Here is a 16,527-nt window from a genome sequence, read left to right as displayed (position 1 = left end):
TGCTGCTGAACGACGATTACACGCCGATGGAATTTGTCGTACATGTCCTCAAGGCGTTTTTTCAGATGGACACTGATCAAGCAACGCGGGTTATGATCCATGTACACCAAAAGGGCGTCGGCGTTTGCGGCATTTTTACTTATGAAGTGGCTGAAACAAAGGTAACGCAGGTGATGGACTTTGCCCTGAAGAACCAGCACCCACTGCAATGCACACTTGAAAAAGATTGAGTAAGGCGGCCCTTATCGTCGGCGCAGGTGACGCGACAGGCGGCGCAATCGCCAAGGCCTTTGCGCGCGAAGGCTATGTCGCTTGCGTCAACCGCCGTGCGCGCAATGCCGATCAACTTGAAGCTCTCGCGCAATCGATCCGCGATGAGGGTTACAAAGCGCACGCTTACCCTGCCGATGCTCGCATCGAAGACGAAGTGGTCGCGATGGTCGACGCGATTGAACGCGACGTCGGGCCGATAGAAGTCGCGGTCTTTAACATCGGCGCGAACGTCAATTTCTCAGTGCTTGATATGACCGCGCAAGTGTACCGCAAAGTTTGGGAGATGGCGGCGTTCGCTGGTTTCCTTATGGCGCGTGAGGCTGCACGGCGGATGGTCGAGCGGCAATCGGGCACCATCATTTTTACTGGCGCAACTGCAAGCATTCGCGGCGGCAAAGGGTTTTCAGCTTTTTCTGGCGCGAAAGGTGCATTGCGCATGCTCGCGCAGTCGATGGCGCGTGAACTTGGACCACAGAATATCCATGTCGCGCATGTTATTATCGACGGCGGAATAGATACGGCCTTTATCAGGGGTATCCGAACCGATTTTGAAGCGGCCAAAGCCGCTGACGGTATATTGTCGCCCGATGCCATCGCACTGCAATATGTCGCCTTACACAAACAACACCGCACCGCCTGGACACATGAGATGGACTTGCGTCCTTGGTCGGAGAGTTTCTGATGGCAAAAAATTTGGAGTTTCTTTTCGATTTTGGCGGACCAAATAGCTATCTGGCGCACAAGAGCTTGCCCGAGATCTGTGCGCGCACCGGCGCAGAGCTCGTGTATGTCCCCATTCTGCTCGGTGGCCTGTTCAAACTGACGAACAACCAAGCGCCCATGATGCGTTATGCCGAAACGCCGGCTAAGCGGAATTACGAAATGCTCGAGTTTGACCGCTTCGTGAAGGCGCATGCGTTGCCGTTCAAGATGAACCCGCGTTTTCCGATAAACTCCCTATATCTGATGCGCGGCGCAGTTGCTGCCCAGCAGCTTGCCTGCTTTGCGCTTTATGTCGACACGGTCATGGCGGCGATGTGGGAAGACAGCAAGAACATGGGCGAAGCAGAAATTGTTCGCCAAGTCCTCGACAGCGCTGGCCTCGACAGTGCAGCCTTGCTTGCTTTGGCCGATGATCCCGATGTGAAAGCCGAGCTGATGGCGAACACCGAAGCTGCTGCAAAACGCGGCGCATTTGGCGTGCCGACCTTCTTTGTGGGCGAAGAGATGTTCTGGGGTAAGGAACGGCTTGGGCAGGTTGAGGCTGCGCTCACCAAATCCTAAGTTGCGCCGCAACCGAATCCCGCTAAATACGCTGCGATGGACAAAATAATCGTACGTGGCGGCAACGCACTTAAAGGCAAAATTCCGATTTCCGGTGCAAAGAACAGCGCATTGACGCTGATCCCGTGCGCGCTGCTGACCGATGAACCGTTGACGCTGCGCAATTTACCGCGTCTGGCCGACATCGACGGCTTCCAGCATCTGATGAACCAGTTCGGCATATCGACCACTGTGGCAGGATCCCGCCCCGAAGATTTTGGCCGCGTCATGACCCTTGAAGCGACGCGGATTACCAGCAACGTCGCGCCTTATGACCTCGTCCGCAAAATGCGCGCATCAATCTTGGTGCTTGGACCAATGCTGGCGCGGGCAGGTGAGGCGACAGTTTCGCTGCCCGGCGGATGCGCGATTGGCAACCGCCCGATCGACCTCCACCTGAAGGTGCTAGAGGCCTTTGGCGTCGAGATTGAAGTAGCCGCAGGCTATGTCAAAGCTATCGCCAAAAAGGGCATTCCGGGCGGTACATATACCTTCCCCGTCGTATCTGTGGGCGCAACCGAAAATGCGTTGATGGCTGCCAGCCTCGCCAAGGGCACATGCGTTTTACACAACGCGGCGCGCGAGCCTGAAATTGTGGACCTATGCAATATGCTTGTCGCCATGGGTGCGCAGATTGAAGGCATCGGCACATCCGATCTCATCATTCAGGGTAAGGACCGCTTGCATGGTGCGACCTACCGCGTCATGAGCGACCGGATCGAAGCAGGCAGCTACGCCTGCGCTGCTGCCATGGCCGGCGGAGATGTTGAGCTCGTCGGTGCAAAGGCCAGTGAGATGGACGCGACGCTTGATGCCTTGCGTCAGGCGGGTGTTACCGTGGAAGATACAGAGACTGGAATACGCGTGAAGTCGGACGGCAAATTGAAGCCGCTTACGATTTCAACTGCGCCCTATCCCGGCTTTGCCACCGACATGCAGGCGCAGTTCATGGCGATGCTCTGCATGGCAGACGGCGCCAGCGTGCTGACGGAGACCATATTTGAAAACCGCTATATGCATGTCCCCGAATTGAACCGGATGGGCGCACATATCGAAACCAAGGGCCGCACGGCTATCGTCCATGGCGTTAAGAAACTCACGGGCGCACCAGTGATGGCAACCGACCTTCGCGCGTCGATGAGTTTAGTCATTGCGGGCTTGGTAGCAGAGGGCGAAACCCATGTTAGCCGCCTTTATCATCTCGATCGCGGTTACGAACGCCTTGAAGAAAAGCTTCAGCTGGTGGGCGCGGATATCGAACGCGTCGGCACAGAATGAAACACTGGGTTACATTGTGACCTGGTAACGAAGCAACGGTTGCCAGAAGGACATTTTTGCGGCATCCTCTGCCTAGTGAATTTAGACACACCCTCCTCCCCCGTTTCAGCCAGCCGGCATCCGGTTCTGGATGCGATTAAGCTTAGTCCGATTGCGACGGTCGTCAGCGACCCGACTAAATCTGACAATCCGATTATCGCAGTCAACGCCGCGTTTTGCACACTGACTGGATATTCTGAAGCCGAAGTGATTGGTCGGAATTGCCGTTTCTTGCGGGGACCGGACACCGAAAATGGCCAGACCGAAAAACTGCGTTCCTCCGTATATGGGCAGCGTCCTGCTTTGGCCGAGCTTATCAACTATCGGAAAGACGGGTCACCATTTCGCAACGCTGTGATGATCGCGCCCTTGTTCGACGATCTGGGCAATCTGCAGCTTTTCGTAGGCTCGCAGATTGAGGTTTTGCCCGAGGAAGAAAGTATCGCCCTGGTGCGGCAACAACAGGCTGCACAAATTGTGGGCCGCCTATCCCCACGTCAACGCGAGATATTGCAGCAAATGGCCCGCGGCTTCCGCACGAAACAAATTGCGTATCGTCTATCGCTAAGTGAAAAAACAGTTCAGATGCACCGTATGCTTATGTTTAAGAAGCTTGCGACTTCAAACGCCGCTGATGCCGTCAGAATTGCTGTAGAAGCAGGGCTTTAATTCCACATCACATGTTCTGGATCACAGGGCACATGGGTTAGTTTTATGTGCGCGTCATAAGCCACAATCTTATTGCACTAGCCAGACCACATGGCGTTTCCGATTCCAGACGCGCAACATCGATCTGGACCACAACCGCGTTTACCGGCAAGCCCTCTGCTTCCGCCGCAGCGCGCAGCCTATTCCAGAATAATGGCTCAAGGCTAATTGACGTCTGATGCCCCGCAACCGTCATGCTGCGCTTGACCGGTGGGTGGTATATGTCGTTCAAACCGAATAACCCTCAATACATGTGCTGGCCACCGTTGATCGACAAAGTCGATCCGGTGATGAACCCTGCATTGTCACTGGTCAAAAACTCAACACCGCGCGCAATTTCTTCGGGCTGCCCAAGACGCCCAACAGGTATCTGCGCGATAATTTTTTCCATCACATTTTCAGGGATCGTCGAAAGCATTTCGGTGCCAATATATCCTGGCGCGATGGCGTTTGCGGTTACGCCGTAACGCGCGCCTTCTGCCGCAAGTGATTTTGTGAACCCGTGAATGCCGGATTTGGCGGCGGCATAGTTCACTTGGCCGATTTGGCCCCCTTGGCCGTTTACGGAGCCGATGTTGACGATGCGTCCCCATTTGCGTTCGCGCATGCCGGCAAACACCGCCTTTGCCATGTTGAAGCAGCCGGTAAGGTCAACGCGGATAACCTCGTCCCATTGCTCAAAGGTCATCTTAATCATGGTGGCGTCGCGCGTGATACCGGCGTTATTCACCATGATGTCGATCTGGCCATATTGGGCCTCAATCGCCGCACAGGCATCAATGCAGCTTTTATGGTCACCCACGTCCCATTTTTGCACCGCAATTCCTGTACGCTCCGAAAACGCCTTTGCTGCGGCATCATTGCCGCCGTAATTGGCGATGACGTGCCTGCCTTTTTCTTGCAGCTTGAGGCTAATCGCCTCTCCAATACCTCTGGTTCCCCCGGTAACCACTGCAACTCGATTCATACATGCTCCCTTACCAAACAACTGCTGAGATAATTAATGCGGCGAAGGGCAAGCGCAAGTTGCCGTGAACGTTAGCCCAGACAATTTACCAACCGCCTGGGCGGTGCGTCAAATCCAGCCACCGAGTTCGCGGCGCACAATCGTCTCGACCATGTCCATACCCACGGGGATGTCGTTTAGGCACGGCAAATAGGCGTAATGGGTTCCGCCAGCTTCCTCGAACTGCTCATGTCCTTGCATGGCCAACTCTTCGAGCGTCTCAAGGCAGTCCACGGAAAACCCAGGCGCAAAAATGGCCACTTTCTTGGTACCTTCGCGTGCCAGACGCATCAGCGTATGGTCAGTCGCCGGCTCAAGCCATTTGGCCCGACCAAAACGTGACTGAAAACTGATCACCAGATCACGGTCCATGGCCTCGGACAACAAACGCGCCGTTTTTTGGCAGTGGCAGTGATAAGGATCGCCCAGCTGCAATGTCCGTTCGGGCATCCCGTGGAAACTGATGACAATGGCTTCGGGTTCAAAATCAAGTGCCGCCAATGATGCTTCAATCGAAGTTTTGAGCGCGCCAATATAACCTGCATCATCATGATAGGCCGGAAGCGTGCGTATGGCAGGGTGCCAGCGCATGGCCGTCAGGGCGGCGTAAGCCTCATCCAATACGGTTCCAGTCGTCGCGCCCGAATATTGCGGATACATGGGCGCAATCAATATGTGGTTACACCCAGCCGTCTTCATCGCCGCAAGCTGATCAGCGACCGACGGATTACCATAACGCATTGCATAACGGACGTCGGCGCTGTCGCCCATCCGCGCCTGAAGTGCCTCGGCCTGTCCAGCGGTGAAAAACGCAAGAGGCGATCCTTTATCCGTCCACACCTTCGCATATGCTTCGGCAGATTTCTGCGGGCGCGTGTTCAAGATAATGCCGCGCAAGATCGGTTGCCAGATAAGCGCAGGAATTTCGACAACGCGGCGGTCAGATAGAAACTGCTTTAGGTAACGCTTCACAGCCGACGTTGTCGGCGCGTCCGGCGTTCCTAAATTAACAAGGAGAACGCCAATCTTTGGCGTCGCAACGGGTGGGTGATCAATAGGTAAGGTCATCATAGTCCTTTGGACAATAGAGGTAATTCGCGCAGCCTTATACCGGATGCAGAAAAAAGGGCGTTGGCAATGGCTGGGGCCACGGCAGGTACACCAAGTTCAGTCACCCCGCCCGGCGCCGCGTCGTTGCGGACAAATTCGACCGTAATGTCTGGTACGTCGACTAATTTGGGTAAATCAATGTCGCGCAGTCGGCGCGCCGTTGGCATGCCACTTTCAAAGTCCGTAACCGCCCCCAATGCCTGCGCCAATCCAAAGATGATGCCGCCTTCAATCTGCTGGCGTGCCAGATCGGGGTTAATTAACCGGCCGCAATCGGCCATGGCATGAATGCGCTCAACGCGCACGCCGGTCGCGCCGGTGCGCGCGGTCACAATGATGGCAATATGGCTACCCCGCATGCTGTGGCATGCAATACCACGCCCGCTGCCCGACCCGCCGCCATCCCAGCCAGCCATCTTTGCAACACCCGTTAGGCAACGCGCCAGACGGGTCTGTCCAACCAGCATCTGCATACGGAATGACAGCGGCTCAACGCCTGCTTTGTGTGCAAGTTCGTCGATAAACCCTTCGACGAAAAAGCAATTATAGCTGTTTGCCAAACCGCGCCATGGGCCCGTCGGCATAGGCATTGCGACAGGGAAATGGTCAATGGCGATATTTGGGATGGCGTAAGGGACCTGCGCCCCTTCAACCGCCATAACATCAAATGCGCCCGATGCCGACTTTCGAGCTTTATCCGGCGCTTGGCCATCGATCCGGTTGGCAAGCTCACGCATAGTCGATGCCGCCGCCACCCTTATTGCAAGGCCAGTAATCGCGCCATCGGCGTTCATGGCCGCTGAAAGTCTGCCAAGTGCTGGGCTGCGAACATGATCGCGCATGAAATCTTCTGTGCGAGACCACGTTAATTGCACGGGTCGGCCGACTTCTTTGGCAATAACCGCAACCTGCGCCGCGACGACATTGTCGAAATTGCGATCGAAACTGCCTCCGGCCATGACGGGATATAGCACAACATCATCAACATCTATGCCAATGGCATCTGCTGCTGCGCGCTTTGCCCCTTGCGGCGCCTGCGTTGCGAGCCACAATTGCAAGCGCCCATCGTGGAAATTTGCTGTCGCCGTCCGCGTCTCAATAGGGGCGTGAACAGCTGCGCCAGCCGAATAGTCTGCCTTGAAAATGCGCGGCGCGGTTTCGGGCGCAATTGCCGCATCTACGTCGCCCGTTTTGATGGCGCGAAAGCCAGGCCCCTTGGCAATTGCGTTGGAAAGGGACTCCGCAATCTGCGCGCTGTCCGCCATTCGGCCCTTTGTTCTGAACACCGGCTTCATGGTATCAAGTGCGTTATTAGCCGCCCACCAATTGCTTGCCACTGCCGCGATCCACTTGTCGGTTTTGACGAGTTGTATCACGCCGCGTGTCTTCATTCCAGCCTTCGTATCCGCTGATATCAGGCTGGTGTCCCCCGCTGGCCCTGCCCGCACCGAAGCAAATAGCATGTCTGGTAAGCGGACATCCCCTGCGAAACTTGCACTGCCATCAACCTTAGCCGACAAATCAAGGCGGGGCGCGTCGCGCCCGGAAAGATGGTTGCGTGCCGATGGGTTCAGCGGGATCGGCGACGGCACCTCAAGCGCCGATGCTTCAACCGCCAAATCGGCAAAAGACGTGCGCCGCTTTCCAGCTATTACAAAGCCCCGTTCTGTCCGGCACTGTTCCCACGCGATGTCCCAGCGCGCAGCGGCTGCCTGACACAATAAAGCCCGCGCAGCAGCGCCAGCTTCGCGGCATGGCATCTCGAACTGCCGGATGGATGACGATCCGCCAGTTACCACAAACATGTCGCGGCGGGCCAATTCGTTAATGCTGCTTTCAAGGACGCCGCTATTGCCATCGACGCAGATATTTTCGGGCAAGAATGCCGACGACCATTCGCGCGCTAGCAAAGTATTGGCAAAAATCGGGCTTGGCGGAACAGGTTGCACTGCAACTGAACGCCAATCGGCACCCAATTCACCTGCTACAATTTGCGCCAGCGCCGTATAAACGCCTTGGCCGGACTCGCTTTGCGGAATGGCGACAACAACCTTGCCGTCTTCTGCGATTTTAAGCCACGGGCCGAACAGATGCTCACCATCTGCTGCGCGTAAATTTGGCGCATAACGGCGGGGCCAAAATCCCCATGCCACCAATAGTCCAACACCCACACCACCGCCAACCATCAGCTTTCGGCGGCTTAAACCTTCTTTAAGCGCAGGCGCTTCCTTCATGCAACGGTATCTTTCGGCGAATCAATCCACGTTGCGACACGCTGCGCGATCGCGGAATAGGCATCGCTGATTGGTCCTTCACCCAACGCTGGCGGTGTTCCGGCGTCGCTTTCTATCCGTATATTGATGTCGAGCGGGATGCGCCCCAAAAAGGGGATGCCCAATTCCTTAGCCGCTGCCTCCGCGCCACCCGAACCAAAAGGATCGCTCATTTCACCGCAATGCGGGCACAAATATCCGGCCATGTTTTCGACCAAACCGATGATAGGTACTTTAGCCGATTCGAAAAAGCTGATTGCCCGCATTGCGTCCATGAGCGCCAAGTCTTGCGGCGTAGAAATGATGACTGCCCCCACAGGCTTGTGCTTTTGGACCATAGACAATTGAATGTCACCGGTACCAGGCGGCATATCAACGATAATATCGCGCACCGCGCCCCATTTTGCATCGACAAGCTGGGACAGCGCAGTGCCCGCCATTGGGCCGCGCCAGGCAATAGCCTGTCCTGGATTGACCAACTGCCCCATTGAAAGAAAAGGAACGCCGCCGGCCCCCATGACGGGTATCATAATTTTACCGTCGGCCTCAGGTTTAACGCCCTCTACACCCATCAGCCTTGCCTGAGATGGACCATAGATATCCGCGTCAACCAGCCCCACCGACCGCCCTGTCCGCGCCATGGCGATGGCAAGGTTTGTTGACAGTGTTGATTTGCCCACCCCGCCCTTACCGCTGGCGACCGCGATGAGGCGCGGCACGATGCGTTCAGCGGTCAACATAATGCGCACTGACCGCGCGCCGACTTTTTCGACTGCCGCACGGACCTCGGTTTCAATTTCAGCGCGCTGTTCCTCACTTAGGCCGGAGACGTCCAGCATCAACGAAACCGCATCGTCAGCGACCTTCAAGCCGCTTGCGCGACTTCCCACAACGGCGATTATGGCATCAGAAAAAGTGTTGAAATCTGTCATGTCTTGCCGAATAGATTCAGAATTGCGGGATTGACACTGTTTTTCTGAAAAACCATTCCCATATATATTTTATGAGCAAGAAAATTGACGATCAGGGAACGGTAATTTTGGCAACAAATGGCAAAGGACCGTGGGATTCATCAGATCCTACGGATATTGGAACGACTAGCGATCCAAGCGGACGCGGCGGTGAATCAAAACAAGATCCCGTCAACCCATGGGATCCAACACCCGACCCGGCCGCGCGCACGCGCGGACGTGGTCCTTCGCTCGAAGAAATGCTGCGCGGGAAAGGCGCTGGATTTGGCGGCTTACCCAAACGTCCCAACGGTAAAAGCTGGTTTCCCCTCATCATCGGCGCCTTTCTTGCGCTGTGGCTTGTGTGGACAAGCATCCACCGAATTGGTCCGGAGCAAGAGGGTGTTGTCATGCAACTGGGCAAATATGCGCGCACAGTTCAGCCGGGCATCCAGTTTACCCTACCCGCACCGTTCGAAAACATAACAAAGATCGACACAAAACAGATCCAGACGACTTCGATCGGGTCGCCCAAGCCAAGCAGCGAAAATCTGGTTCTATCGAAGGATCAGAGTATCATCGACATGGCGTATGATGTGCGGTGGTCGATCAAAAATCCATCGCTGTATCTGTTCCAACTCGACAATCCCGACGGCACCGTAAAAGAGGTCGCGGAGAGCGCTATGCGTGCTTCGGTGGCCAATTATGACCTGACGCAAGCTATCGGCCCTGGCCGGGGTGCAATTGAGCTTGAAGTGCGCCGCCGGATGCAGCAAGTGCTTGACGAATATCGGGCCGGCGTTTTGATCCAGAGCATCTCCATACGCCAGTCGGATCCTCCACCCGAAGTAACCGACGCGTTCCGTGAAGTGAACGCTGCGCAGCAACGACGCGAAAGTTATCTCAACGATGCCCGCGCGTATGCAAGCCGGGTAACGGAACTTGCGTTGGGTGAAACTGCTGAGTTCGACAAAATCTATGTGCAATATAAACAGGCGCCTGAGGTCACTAAGCGCCGTCTATATTATGAAACCATGGAACAGGTGCTGGGCAAGGTCGACAAAACGATCGTAGAGACCGGCGGTGTGAATACTTATCTCCCACTTCCAGAATTCCAGAAAAAGGCGGCTCAAAAAACCGAGCCCGTAGTCGTGACAGGGAACAAGCAATGATTAGCACATTCCTGCGAAACCCAATGTACCTCGCATTATCCGTAATCGCCGCGCTCATCCTTATGAGCATGTCCATTAATGTAGTGCCCGAAACGCAGCAGGCCATCATCAGCAGCTATGGTAAGGTTGATCGGATCGTAAACCCCTACAAAACGGGTGAACAATTTGGCGAAACGCGCGCCGGGCTAACCTTCCGCATCCCGTTGGTTGAACAAATCCAGATCATCGACAAGCGCGTGTTGAGCGTTGAGATGGAGCAGCAAGAAGTGCTGTCTACCGACCAATTACGACTTCAGGTGGATGCGTTTGCGCGCTTTCGTATTACCAAGCCTGCGCAAATGTATCGGACAATTCGTACCGAAGATCGTTTGCGGGACCAGTTGCGCACAATTTTAGGATCGTCGCTGCGCAACGAGCTGGGTAAGCGCACCTTTGTCGCATTGTTGAGCGCCGAACGCGGTGAAGTGATGGAAAATATCCAGACCGCGCTGAACCGCGAAGCCAGCAAATATGGCGCAGAGGTTATTGATGTCCGCATCAAACGTGCCGATTTGCCAGCAGCAACTTTGCAGTCAGCCTACAATCGCATGCGCAGCGCCCGAAATCAGGAAGCCATCGCCATCGACGCCGAGGGCCAGAAGGAAGCGCAGATCATCCGCGCTGACGCCGAGTCAGAGGCCGCACGCATCTACGCGATAAGCTATGGCAAGGACCCAGGATTCTATGATTTCTATCGCGCAATGCAGAGCTATCGTCAGACGTTCCAAAATGGCGAAGGTTCAAGCAACATTATATTGTCACCGCAAAATGCGTATCTGGAGAAATTCCGTAACGGACGTTAGTAGATATTAGGACATCCATTCAATTGGCGTTAAGCTTTGCCACGCCATCGAAGGGCTGATTTTCGGGCCATTTGCCCATTGAATAGACGAAGGGAATTATATCCATGCGTTACGCTTATGCAGTTACTACCGCGCTCCTGATGGCGGGCGGCACAGTCGCTCTGGTCAATGACAACCCTGTCACCGCACAGACCGGCCTTGCCGTTTCAGAACAAGCCAATCTTGCACCCGGCGGGGCACCGGCAACCTTCGCAGACCTCGCGGCGCAGTTGCAGCCAGCCGTTGTGAACATCGCCACGCGCCAAAAGGTGCAGGTCGCCACCAGCCTCAACCCACTAACGGGCGAACGTCGGCCAGTGACGCAAGAACAGGCCAGTGGCGGATCAGGCTTTCTGATTTCGAACGACGGTTATATCGTCACCAACAACCACGTCATCGTCGGCGGCCCAGCTGGTGACGCCGTTGATCGCGTCACGGTCACTTTGTTCGATGGCAAAGAATATGAAGCCGAAATCGTTGGCCGCGACCCATCTTCGGATGTTGCCTTGCTGAAAATTCGCGCGATAGATCTGCCCTTTGTCAAAATGGCAGATTCCAAGAAAAGCCGCGTTGGTGACTGGGTCATCGCCATCGGTAACCCCCTTGGTTTGGGTAACACGGTAACTGCGGGTATTATTTCTGCGCTTCAGCGCAACATCGGCGCCGGCGGCGCGTATGATCGCTTCATTCAAACCGACACCGCGATTAACCCGGGTAACTCCGGCGGGCCTTTGTTCAACCTAAAGGGTGAAGTTGTCGGCATCAACAACCGCCTGATTTCACCAGTAGGTGCCAATATCGGCGTTGGCTTTGCCATTCCTGCTGATGAAGCCATTCCGGTGATTGAATCGTTGAAAAAGGGCGTCCGTCCCGAACGCGGCTATCTCGGTATCAGCATCACCCCCGTCAGCGAAGATCTTGCCGATGCGCTTGGCCTTGAAAAAAATCGCGGTGAATTCGTCGCACGCGTTGTCGCTGGCGAGGGCGCTGATAAGGCTGGCCTTAAGGAAGGCGACATCGTCTTGCGCGTCGACAGCCGCGAAGTGACCCCCGAAGCCACCCTGTCTTACATCGTAGCTAACATTAAACCTGGCACACGAATTCCGCTCGATATCTTGCGGGAAGGCAAGCCGTTGAAGCTGACTGCAACTATCGGCGCACGTCCTCCGGAAGAAAAGCTCGCCCAAAGCAACTTCAATCCGGAAGAAAACAAGGACTTCGACAAACAAACCGATACGCCCGATTCCAAGGTCATCCGTGACAAGCTTGGCCTTAGCGTCATTCCGCTCGACGCGGAAATAGCACGGGCACTTGGGATGACCGCTGATGTCAAAGGCATCGTTGTCGACGTTCCCGGCGCAGGTACAGCTGCGCAGGTTGGTTTGCGTCGCGGCGATGTAATCGTCTCGACCAATTACAAACCTGTCACCACAGCCGCTGGTCTCGCAACCGCCGTGAAGGAAGCGCAGGCCGCAGGTCGCGGGGCGATTTTGCTTGGCGTCAAACGGCGCGGGGCGGCCACGCAATATGTGACTGTTCGCTTAGAGGACTAAAGACTGTTGTCGGTCGCGTCAGGCTGGTGCTAGATAGGTCATGGACTTAATCAGCACTGACTGGCGCGATGACGCCAAACACATTCTTCCCGACCTTGTCGACCTGCGGCGGGCCATTCATGCAGAACCCGAATTGGGTCTGCAGAACCCCAAGACGCTCGCAAAAATTAAGGCTGCACTTGCCGGCCTGCCGCTTGAGTTTCGGGAAGGGCCATCGACAACAGGTTTGATTGCGACCCTCAAAGGCCCTGCCAACGGCCGCACCGTGTTGCTGCGCGGCGATATGGATGCGCTGCCGCTGCACGAGGATACAGGACTAGAGTATAGCTCGCTGACCGACGGCGCGATGCATGCCTGCGGGCATGACACCCATGTCGCAATGCTGGTGGGTGCAGCCAAGATGCTATGTGCCAAGCGCGAGCAACTTGCAGGCACCGTCCAGTTCATGTTTCAACCTGGTGAAGAAGGCCATCATGGCGCGCGCTTCATGCTTGACGATGGCCTGATTGATCCTCTCCCCGACGCGGCATTTGCCTTGCACATCATGCCCAACGCGCCGCGCGGTGTGTTCAGCGGCCGGAGCGGGCCGTTATTGGCTTCATCCGACGTGCTAACCATCACGGTCAAGGGTGCGGGCGGCCACGCTTCAATGCCGCATGACGCCATCGACCCCATCCCCGTTGCCTGCGAAATCGTTTCGGCAATCCAGACAATGGTGACGCGCAAGATTTCAGTGTTCAATCCTGCAGTGATCACCATCGCCAAAATCTCGGCGGGTACGACGAACAATATCATTCCAGAAACAGCGCATTTGCTTGGCACGATCCGTACATTGTCGCCGCAGTCGCGCGCGCGGGTGGCCGAAGAACTGCACCGCCTCGCCCCAGGAATCGCCGCTGCGCATGGCTGTAGCGCGGAAGTACATATTGAACAGGGCTTCCCCGTCACTGTCTGCGACAACCGCGCCGTCCAATTCGGCAAAAATGTGGTTGAAAATATGTTCGGCACCGAAAGCTGGATAACCCTTGATACGCCCATCATGGGTGCGGAGGACTTCGCTTATGTCCTCGAAAAAGTCCCCGGCGCTATGTTCTTCTTGGGCGCGTCCCACGAAGGCGACGACTGGCGGTCCTGTTGCGGGCTACACTCCAACCGAATGGTGTTGGACGACAGCGTCATGGCCAAAGGAGCGGCGCTGCATGCCGCCATCGCAGAACGTTATCTGGCCGAAGGCTTTGCCGGATAAAATTATTTTCCTGCTGCCTTTTCGACACCACGCATGACGCGAAGTACATTACCTTGCGCGATTTTGGCTAGATCGGCCCTTGAATAGCCCCGGCGAACCAGATCGGCGAACAATGCTGGATAGGTGGCCACATTCTCTAGGCCAACCGGCAATTCATCTACGCCGCCAAAATCACCGCCAATGCCGATATGGTCGATGCCAGCGACCTTGCGGATATGGTCAATATGATCAGCGACTTGCGCAAGTGTTGCCTTGGGTTGCGGGTGTGCAGAAATCCAGGCGTCAACAGCAGCCTTTTCGCCGTCTGGATTGCCTGAAAATTCGGTCTTGGCGCGGCCAGCGACAGCCGAGCGTTGATATTCCCACTCCCGCCGTTCGGCCGATGTAAATCCGGGCACGAAAGTTACCATCACCACACCGCCATTTTGCGGAAGGCGGCTAAGCACCGAATCAGGCACGTTGCGGGGGTGCTGCGTGATGGCGCGCGCGTTGCTGTGCGTGAAGAGCACCGGCGCTGTGGTCTTGTCCAAAACATCTTGCATCGTGGCCTCGGACACATGGCTGATATCGACAATCATCCCCAGCCGATTCATTTCGGCAAGCACTTCAAACCCAAAAGGCGCCAATCCGTCATGCTTGGGCGTATCGGTAGCGCTGTCCGCCCAATCTGTGGTCAGGCTGTGCGTGATGGTCATGTATCGCGCGCCGAGCACGTAAGTTTGACGCAGAATTCCCAGTGAGCCGCCAATCGAATGGCCGCCTTCCATGCCGATAAGCGAAGCAATTTTGCCAGCTTTCATTGCGGCCTCAATCTCGGCCGCCGTTGATGCATGGGCAAAGCTATCGGGATAACGCGCTATCATCTGCCGCACGACGTCAATTTGCTGAATGGTACGCGTCACCGCCTCATGCTTGGGCAAAGCCGCATCGACATATACCGACCAGAATTGACCGCCAAGAAAACCGACGCGTGCGGCGCGGATGTCCGTATGCGTTTTTGCCAAAACATCGGCAGGCAAGGCGTTCAGGTCAAATTTGGAAAAATCGCGATCAAACACTTCCGCAATCTGGTGCGGCGTATCGTTATGACCGTCAATGATGGGGGACTTCGCCAACACCTGACGCGCAGTCTCCTCGGGCGTTGCCGCAACAGCAGGAGCGGCGATCGCACCCCAAAGTGCCAAGAAAGAAACCTGCAAACAACTGCGTATCGTAAAAGTCAAAACGCTATTTTGAAACGTCATAACATCATCCAATCATCCAGAACCGACTCTGCCTGAAGTTGCTATCTGCAGGAAAGTGTTTTGTGCTTACGGTACCAAAATCGTATCGACCGCCGCGGTCGCCGTCCCGGGATAATCCAGCGTGAAGTGCAGCCCCCTGCTCTCATGCCGCGATAAGGCAGAACGGATAATCAAAGCGGCCACCTCGACAAGGTTGCGCAGCTCAATAAGGTCGGGCGTGACCCGGAAATGGCTGTAATAATCGGCCACTTCACTGCGCAGTAAATCAATGCGGTGCTGGGCACGTTCCAGCCTTTTCGTCGTGCGCACGATGCCGACAAAGTTCCACATAAACTGCCGGATTTCCCGCCAGCATTGCGCGATGACGACCTCCTCGTCGCTGTCGGTGACGCGGCTTTCATCCCAATGCTGTATAGGGGGCGGTGGCGGCAGGCTGTCCCAATGCGCTTCGATGTGCCGGGCACAGGCATCGCCAAAGACGAAGCATTCCAGCAATGAGTTCGACGCCAGACGGTTAGCGCCGTGCAACCCGCTTTGCGTGACTTCGCCTGCGGCATAGAGGCCTGGCGCGTCGGTTCGGCCGTCCATATCCACAAGCACGCCGCCGCAGGTATAATGCTGCGCGGGCACGACCGGGATTGGCTCCCGCGTGATGTCGATGCCAAGCCCCAGCAGCTTTTCGTAGATGTTCGGGAAATGCGTTTTTACAAATTCGGGTGGCTTGTGGCTAATATCGAGGTGGACATAATCCAGACCATCGCGCTTGATCTCGGCATCATTGGCGCGCGCCACAATATCACGCGGCGCAAGCTCGGCGCGTTCGTCATAATCAGGCATGTAGCGATGTCCGGTTTTCGGGTTCTTCAGTATGCCGCCTTCACCACGCACAGCTTCGGTTATGAGGAAATTTTTGACATCAAGATTGTAGAGGCAAGTCGGGTGGAATTGCATGAATTCCATGTTCGACACACGGCAGCCTGCACGCCACGCCATGGCGATGCCATCTCCGGTCGCGCCGCGCGGGGCCGTGGAATATAGATATGCCCGGCCAGCGCCGCCGCTTGCAAGGATCGTGGCGCGCGCGGTAAAAGTCTCCACCTGACCCGTCTTGCGGTTCAGCGCATAAACCCCGTGGATCCGACCTGAGGTTGAAAAGCGTTCCTGATGTCTTCCGGAAATGAGGTCAACCGCAACCATTTCAGGCACCAGGATGATATTTGGATGTGCTCTAGCTGCGGCCTCAAGCGCTTGCTGCACTGCCCAGCCAGTGGCATCGTCGACATGGACAATCCGCCGGTGGCTATGCCCGCCCTCGCGCGTTAGATGCCAGTCATTGCCCTCAAGATTGAACGGCACGCCAAGCTTGGCCAACCGCTCAATCGCAACTGGTGCATTTTCCACCACAAATTCGACAGTCGCGCGGTTGTTAAGCCCAGCCCCTGCAACCATCGTGTCTTCGATATGGTTGGCA

16 protein-coding genes are annotated in these 16,527 nt (G+C 55.9%); 9 read left to right on the top strand and 7 right to left on the bottom strand.

What is annotated here, in order from left to right; translation table 11 throughout:
- The 5 genes from clpS to ACIQ2T_RS06250 form a co-directional block, all read left to right on the top strand.
- Positions 1–230: ATP-dependent Clp protease adapter ClpS (gene clpS, locus ACIQ2T_RS06270; protein WP_397590071.1), on the top strand; the 230-nt coding region annotated here is incomplete at its 5' end.
- Positions 227–955, top strand: coding sequence for an SDR family NAD(P)-dependent oxidoreductase (locus ACIQ2T_RS06265; RefSeq protein ID WP_397590070.1), 729 nt, complete (start codon positions 227–229; stop codon positions 953–955). The genes clpS and ACIQ2T_RS06265, both read left to right, overlap by 4 nt.
- The gene (locus ACIQ2T_RS06260) at positions 955–1,557 is read left to right on the top strand and encodes a 2-hydroxychromene-2-carboxylate isomerase (RefSeq protein WP_397590069.1); all 603 of its coding nucleotides are present in this window, start codon (positions 955–957) and stop codon (positions 1,555–1,557) included. The genes ACIQ2T_RS06265 and ACIQ2T_RS06260 overlap by 1 nt, the downstream gene beginning before the upstream one ends.
- A gap of 36 nt (positions 1,558–1,593) precedes the next feature.
- Entirely contained in the window at positions 1,594–2,874 is a 1,281-nt protein-coding gene (gene murA / locus ACIQ2T_RS06255; protein WP_397590068.1) for a UDP-N-acetylglucosamine 1-carboxyvinyltransferase, read from the top strand.
- Between the two features lie 75 nt (positions 2,875–2,949).
- A complete protein-coding gene (locus tag ACIQ2T_RS06250) occupies positions 2,950–3,582 on the top strand; it encodes a LuxR C-terminal-related transcriptional regulator (RefSeq protein ID WP_397590067.1) in 633 nt (210 codons plus the stop codon).
- Between the two features lie 43 nt (positions 3,583–3,625).
- On the opposite strand, the gene ACIQ2T_RS06245 is transcribed toward ACIQ2T_RS06250, so the two are convergent.
- The 5 genes from ACIQ2T_RS06245 to ACIQ2T_RS06225 all read right to left on the bottom strand — a co-directional run bounded on the left by ACIQ2T_RS06245 (position 3,626) and on the right by ACIQ2T_RS06225 (position 8,942).
- Entirely contained in the window at positions 3,626–3,853 is a 228-nt protein-coding gene (locus ACIQ2T_RS06245; RefSeq protein WP_397590066.1) for a ribbon-helix-helix domain-containing protein, read from the bottom strand.
- 12 nt (positions 3,854–3,865) lie between these two features.
- Positions 3,866–4,588: an acetoacetyl-CoA reductase gene (phbB, locus tag ACIQ2T_RS06240; RefSeq protein WP_397590065.1), complete on the bottom strand. Its 723-nt coding sequence runs from the start codon at positions 4,586–4,588 to the stop codon at positions 3,866–3,868.
- A gap of 108 nt (positions 4,589–4,696) precedes the next feature.
- Entirely contained in the window at positions 4,697–5,695 is a 999-nt protein-coding gene (hemH, locus tag ACIQ2T_RS06235; RefSeq protein WP_397590072.1) for a ferrochelatase, read from the bottom strand.
- Positions 5,695–7,971 (bottom strand): molybdopterin cofactor-binding domain-containing protein, encoded by a 2,277-nt coding sequence (locus ACIQ2T_RS06230; RefSeq protein ID WP_397590064.1) that lies wholly within the window; start codon positions 7,969–7,971, stop codon positions 5,695–5,697. The genes hemH and ACIQ2T_RS06230 overlap by 1 nt, the downstream gene beginning before the upstream one ends.
- Entirely contained in the window at positions 7,968–8,942 is a 975-nt protein-coding gene (locus tag ACIQ2T_RS06225; protein WP_397590063.1) for an Mrp/NBP35 family ATP-binding protein, read from the bottom strand. The genes ACIQ2T_RS06230 and ACIQ2T_RS06225 overlap by 4 nt, the downstream gene beginning before the upstream one ends.
- A 71-nt stretch (positions 8,943–9,013) precedes the next feature.
- Here ACIQ2T_RS06225 and hflK point away from each other — a divergent pair, with 71 nt between their 5' ends.
- From hflK to ACIQ2T_RS06205, 4 genes are all read left to right on the top strand, one after another.
- The gene (gene hflK / locus ACIQ2T_RS06220; protein WP_300033681.1) at positions 9,014–10,132 is read left to right on the top strand and encodes a protease modulator HflK; all 1,119 of its coding nucleotides are present in this window, start codon (positions 9,014–9,016) and stop codon (positions 10,130–10,132) included.
- The gene (hflC, locus tag ACIQ2T_RS06215; protein WP_300033679.1) at positions 10,129–10,974 is read left to right on the top strand and encodes a protease modulator HflC; all 846 of its coding nucleotides are present in this window, start codon (positions 10,129–10,131) and stop codon (positions 10,972–10,974) included. Before hflK ends, hflC begins: the two co-directional genes overlap by 4 nt.
- Positions 10,975–11,078: 104 nt before the next feature.
- The gene (locus tag ACIQ2T_RS06210) at positions 11,079–12,566 is read left to right on the top strand and encodes a trypsin-like peptidase domain-containing protein (protein WP_397590062.1); all 1,488 of its coding nucleotides are present in this window, start codon (positions 11,079–11,081) and stop codon (positions 12,564–12,566) included.
- Between the two features lie 40 nt (positions 12,567–12,606).
- Positions 12,607–13,812, top strand: coding sequence for a M20 family metallopeptidase (locus ACIQ2T_RS06205; protein ID WP_397590061.1), 1,206 nt, complete (start codon positions 12,607–12,609; stop codon positions 13,810–13,812).
- 2 nt (positions 13,813–13,814) lie between these two features.
- Here the strand turns inward: ACIQ2T_RS06205 and ACIQ2T_RS06200 are convergent, their stop codons facing one another.
- The gene (locus ACIQ2T_RS06200) at positions 13,815–15,056 is read right to left on the bottom strand and encodes a dipeptidase (RefSeq protein WP_397590060.1); all 1,242 of its coding nucleotides are present in this window, start codon (positions 15,054–15,056) and stop codon (positions 13,815–13,817) included.
- A gap of 66 nt (positions 15,057–15,122) precedes the next feature.
- The coding region (gene nadB / locus ACIQ2T_RS06195) for an L-aspartate oxidase (RefSeq protein ID WP_397590059.1) at positions 15,123–16,527 on the bottom strand (1,405 nt) is incomplete at its 5' end.

It is taken from the genome of Sphingorhabdus sp., assembly GCF_044357595.1.
Classification (GTDB): domain Bacteria; phylum Pseudomonadota; class Alphaproteobacteria; order Sphingomonadales; family Sphingomonadaceae; genus Sphingorhabdus_B.
This window is presented reverse-complemented; position numbering and strand designations above follow the sequence as displayed.

Excerpts from the sequence above, each read along its gene's own strand:
- ACIQ2T_RS06205 (WP_397590061.1), top strand. The coding sequence starts at position 12,607 with ATGGACTTAATCAGCACTGACTGGCGCGATGACGCCAAACACATTCTT.
- ACIQ2T_RS06210 (WP_397590062.1), top strand. The coding sequence starts at position 11,079 with ATGCGTTACGCTTATGCAGTTACTACCGCGCTCCTGATGGCGGGCGGC.
- phbB (WP_397590065.1), bottom strand. The coding sequence starts at position 4,588 with ATGAATCGAGTTGCAGTGGTTACCGGGGGAACCAGAGGTATTGGAGAG.
- ACIQ2T_RS06225 (WP_397590063.1), bottom strand. The coding sequence starts at position 8,942 with ATGACAGATTTCAACACTTTTTCTGATGCCATAATCGCCGTTGTGGGA.
- ACIQ2T_RS06230 (WP_397590064.1), bottom strand. The coding sequence starts at position 7,971 with ATGAAGGAAGCGCCTGCGCTTAAAGAAGGTTTAAGCCGCCGAAAGCTG.
- hflK (WP_300033681.1), top strand. The coding sequence starts at position 9,014 with ATGAGCAAGAAAATTGACGATCAGGGAACGGTAATTTTGGCAACAAAT.
- murA (WP_397590068.1), top strand. The coding sequence starts at position 1,594 with ATGGACAAAATAATCGTACGTGGCGGCAACGCACTTAAAGGCAAAATT.
- hemH (WP_397590072.1), bottom strand. The coding sequence starts at position 5,695 with ATGACCTTACCTATTGATCACCCACCCGTTGCGACGCCAAAGATTGGC.
- ACIQ2T_RS06200 (WP_397590060.1), bottom strand. The coding sequence starts at position 15,056 with ATGACGTTTCAAAATAGCGTTTTGACTTTTACGATACGCAGTTGTTTG.
- hflC (WP_300033679.1), top strand. The coding sequence starts at position 10,129 with ATGATTAGCACATTCCTGCGAAACCCAATGTACCTCGCATTATCCGTA.
- ACIQ2T_RS06260 (WP_397590069.1), top strand. The coding sequence starts at position 955 with ATGGCAAAAAATTTGGAGTTTCTTTTCGATTTTGGCGGACCAAATAGC.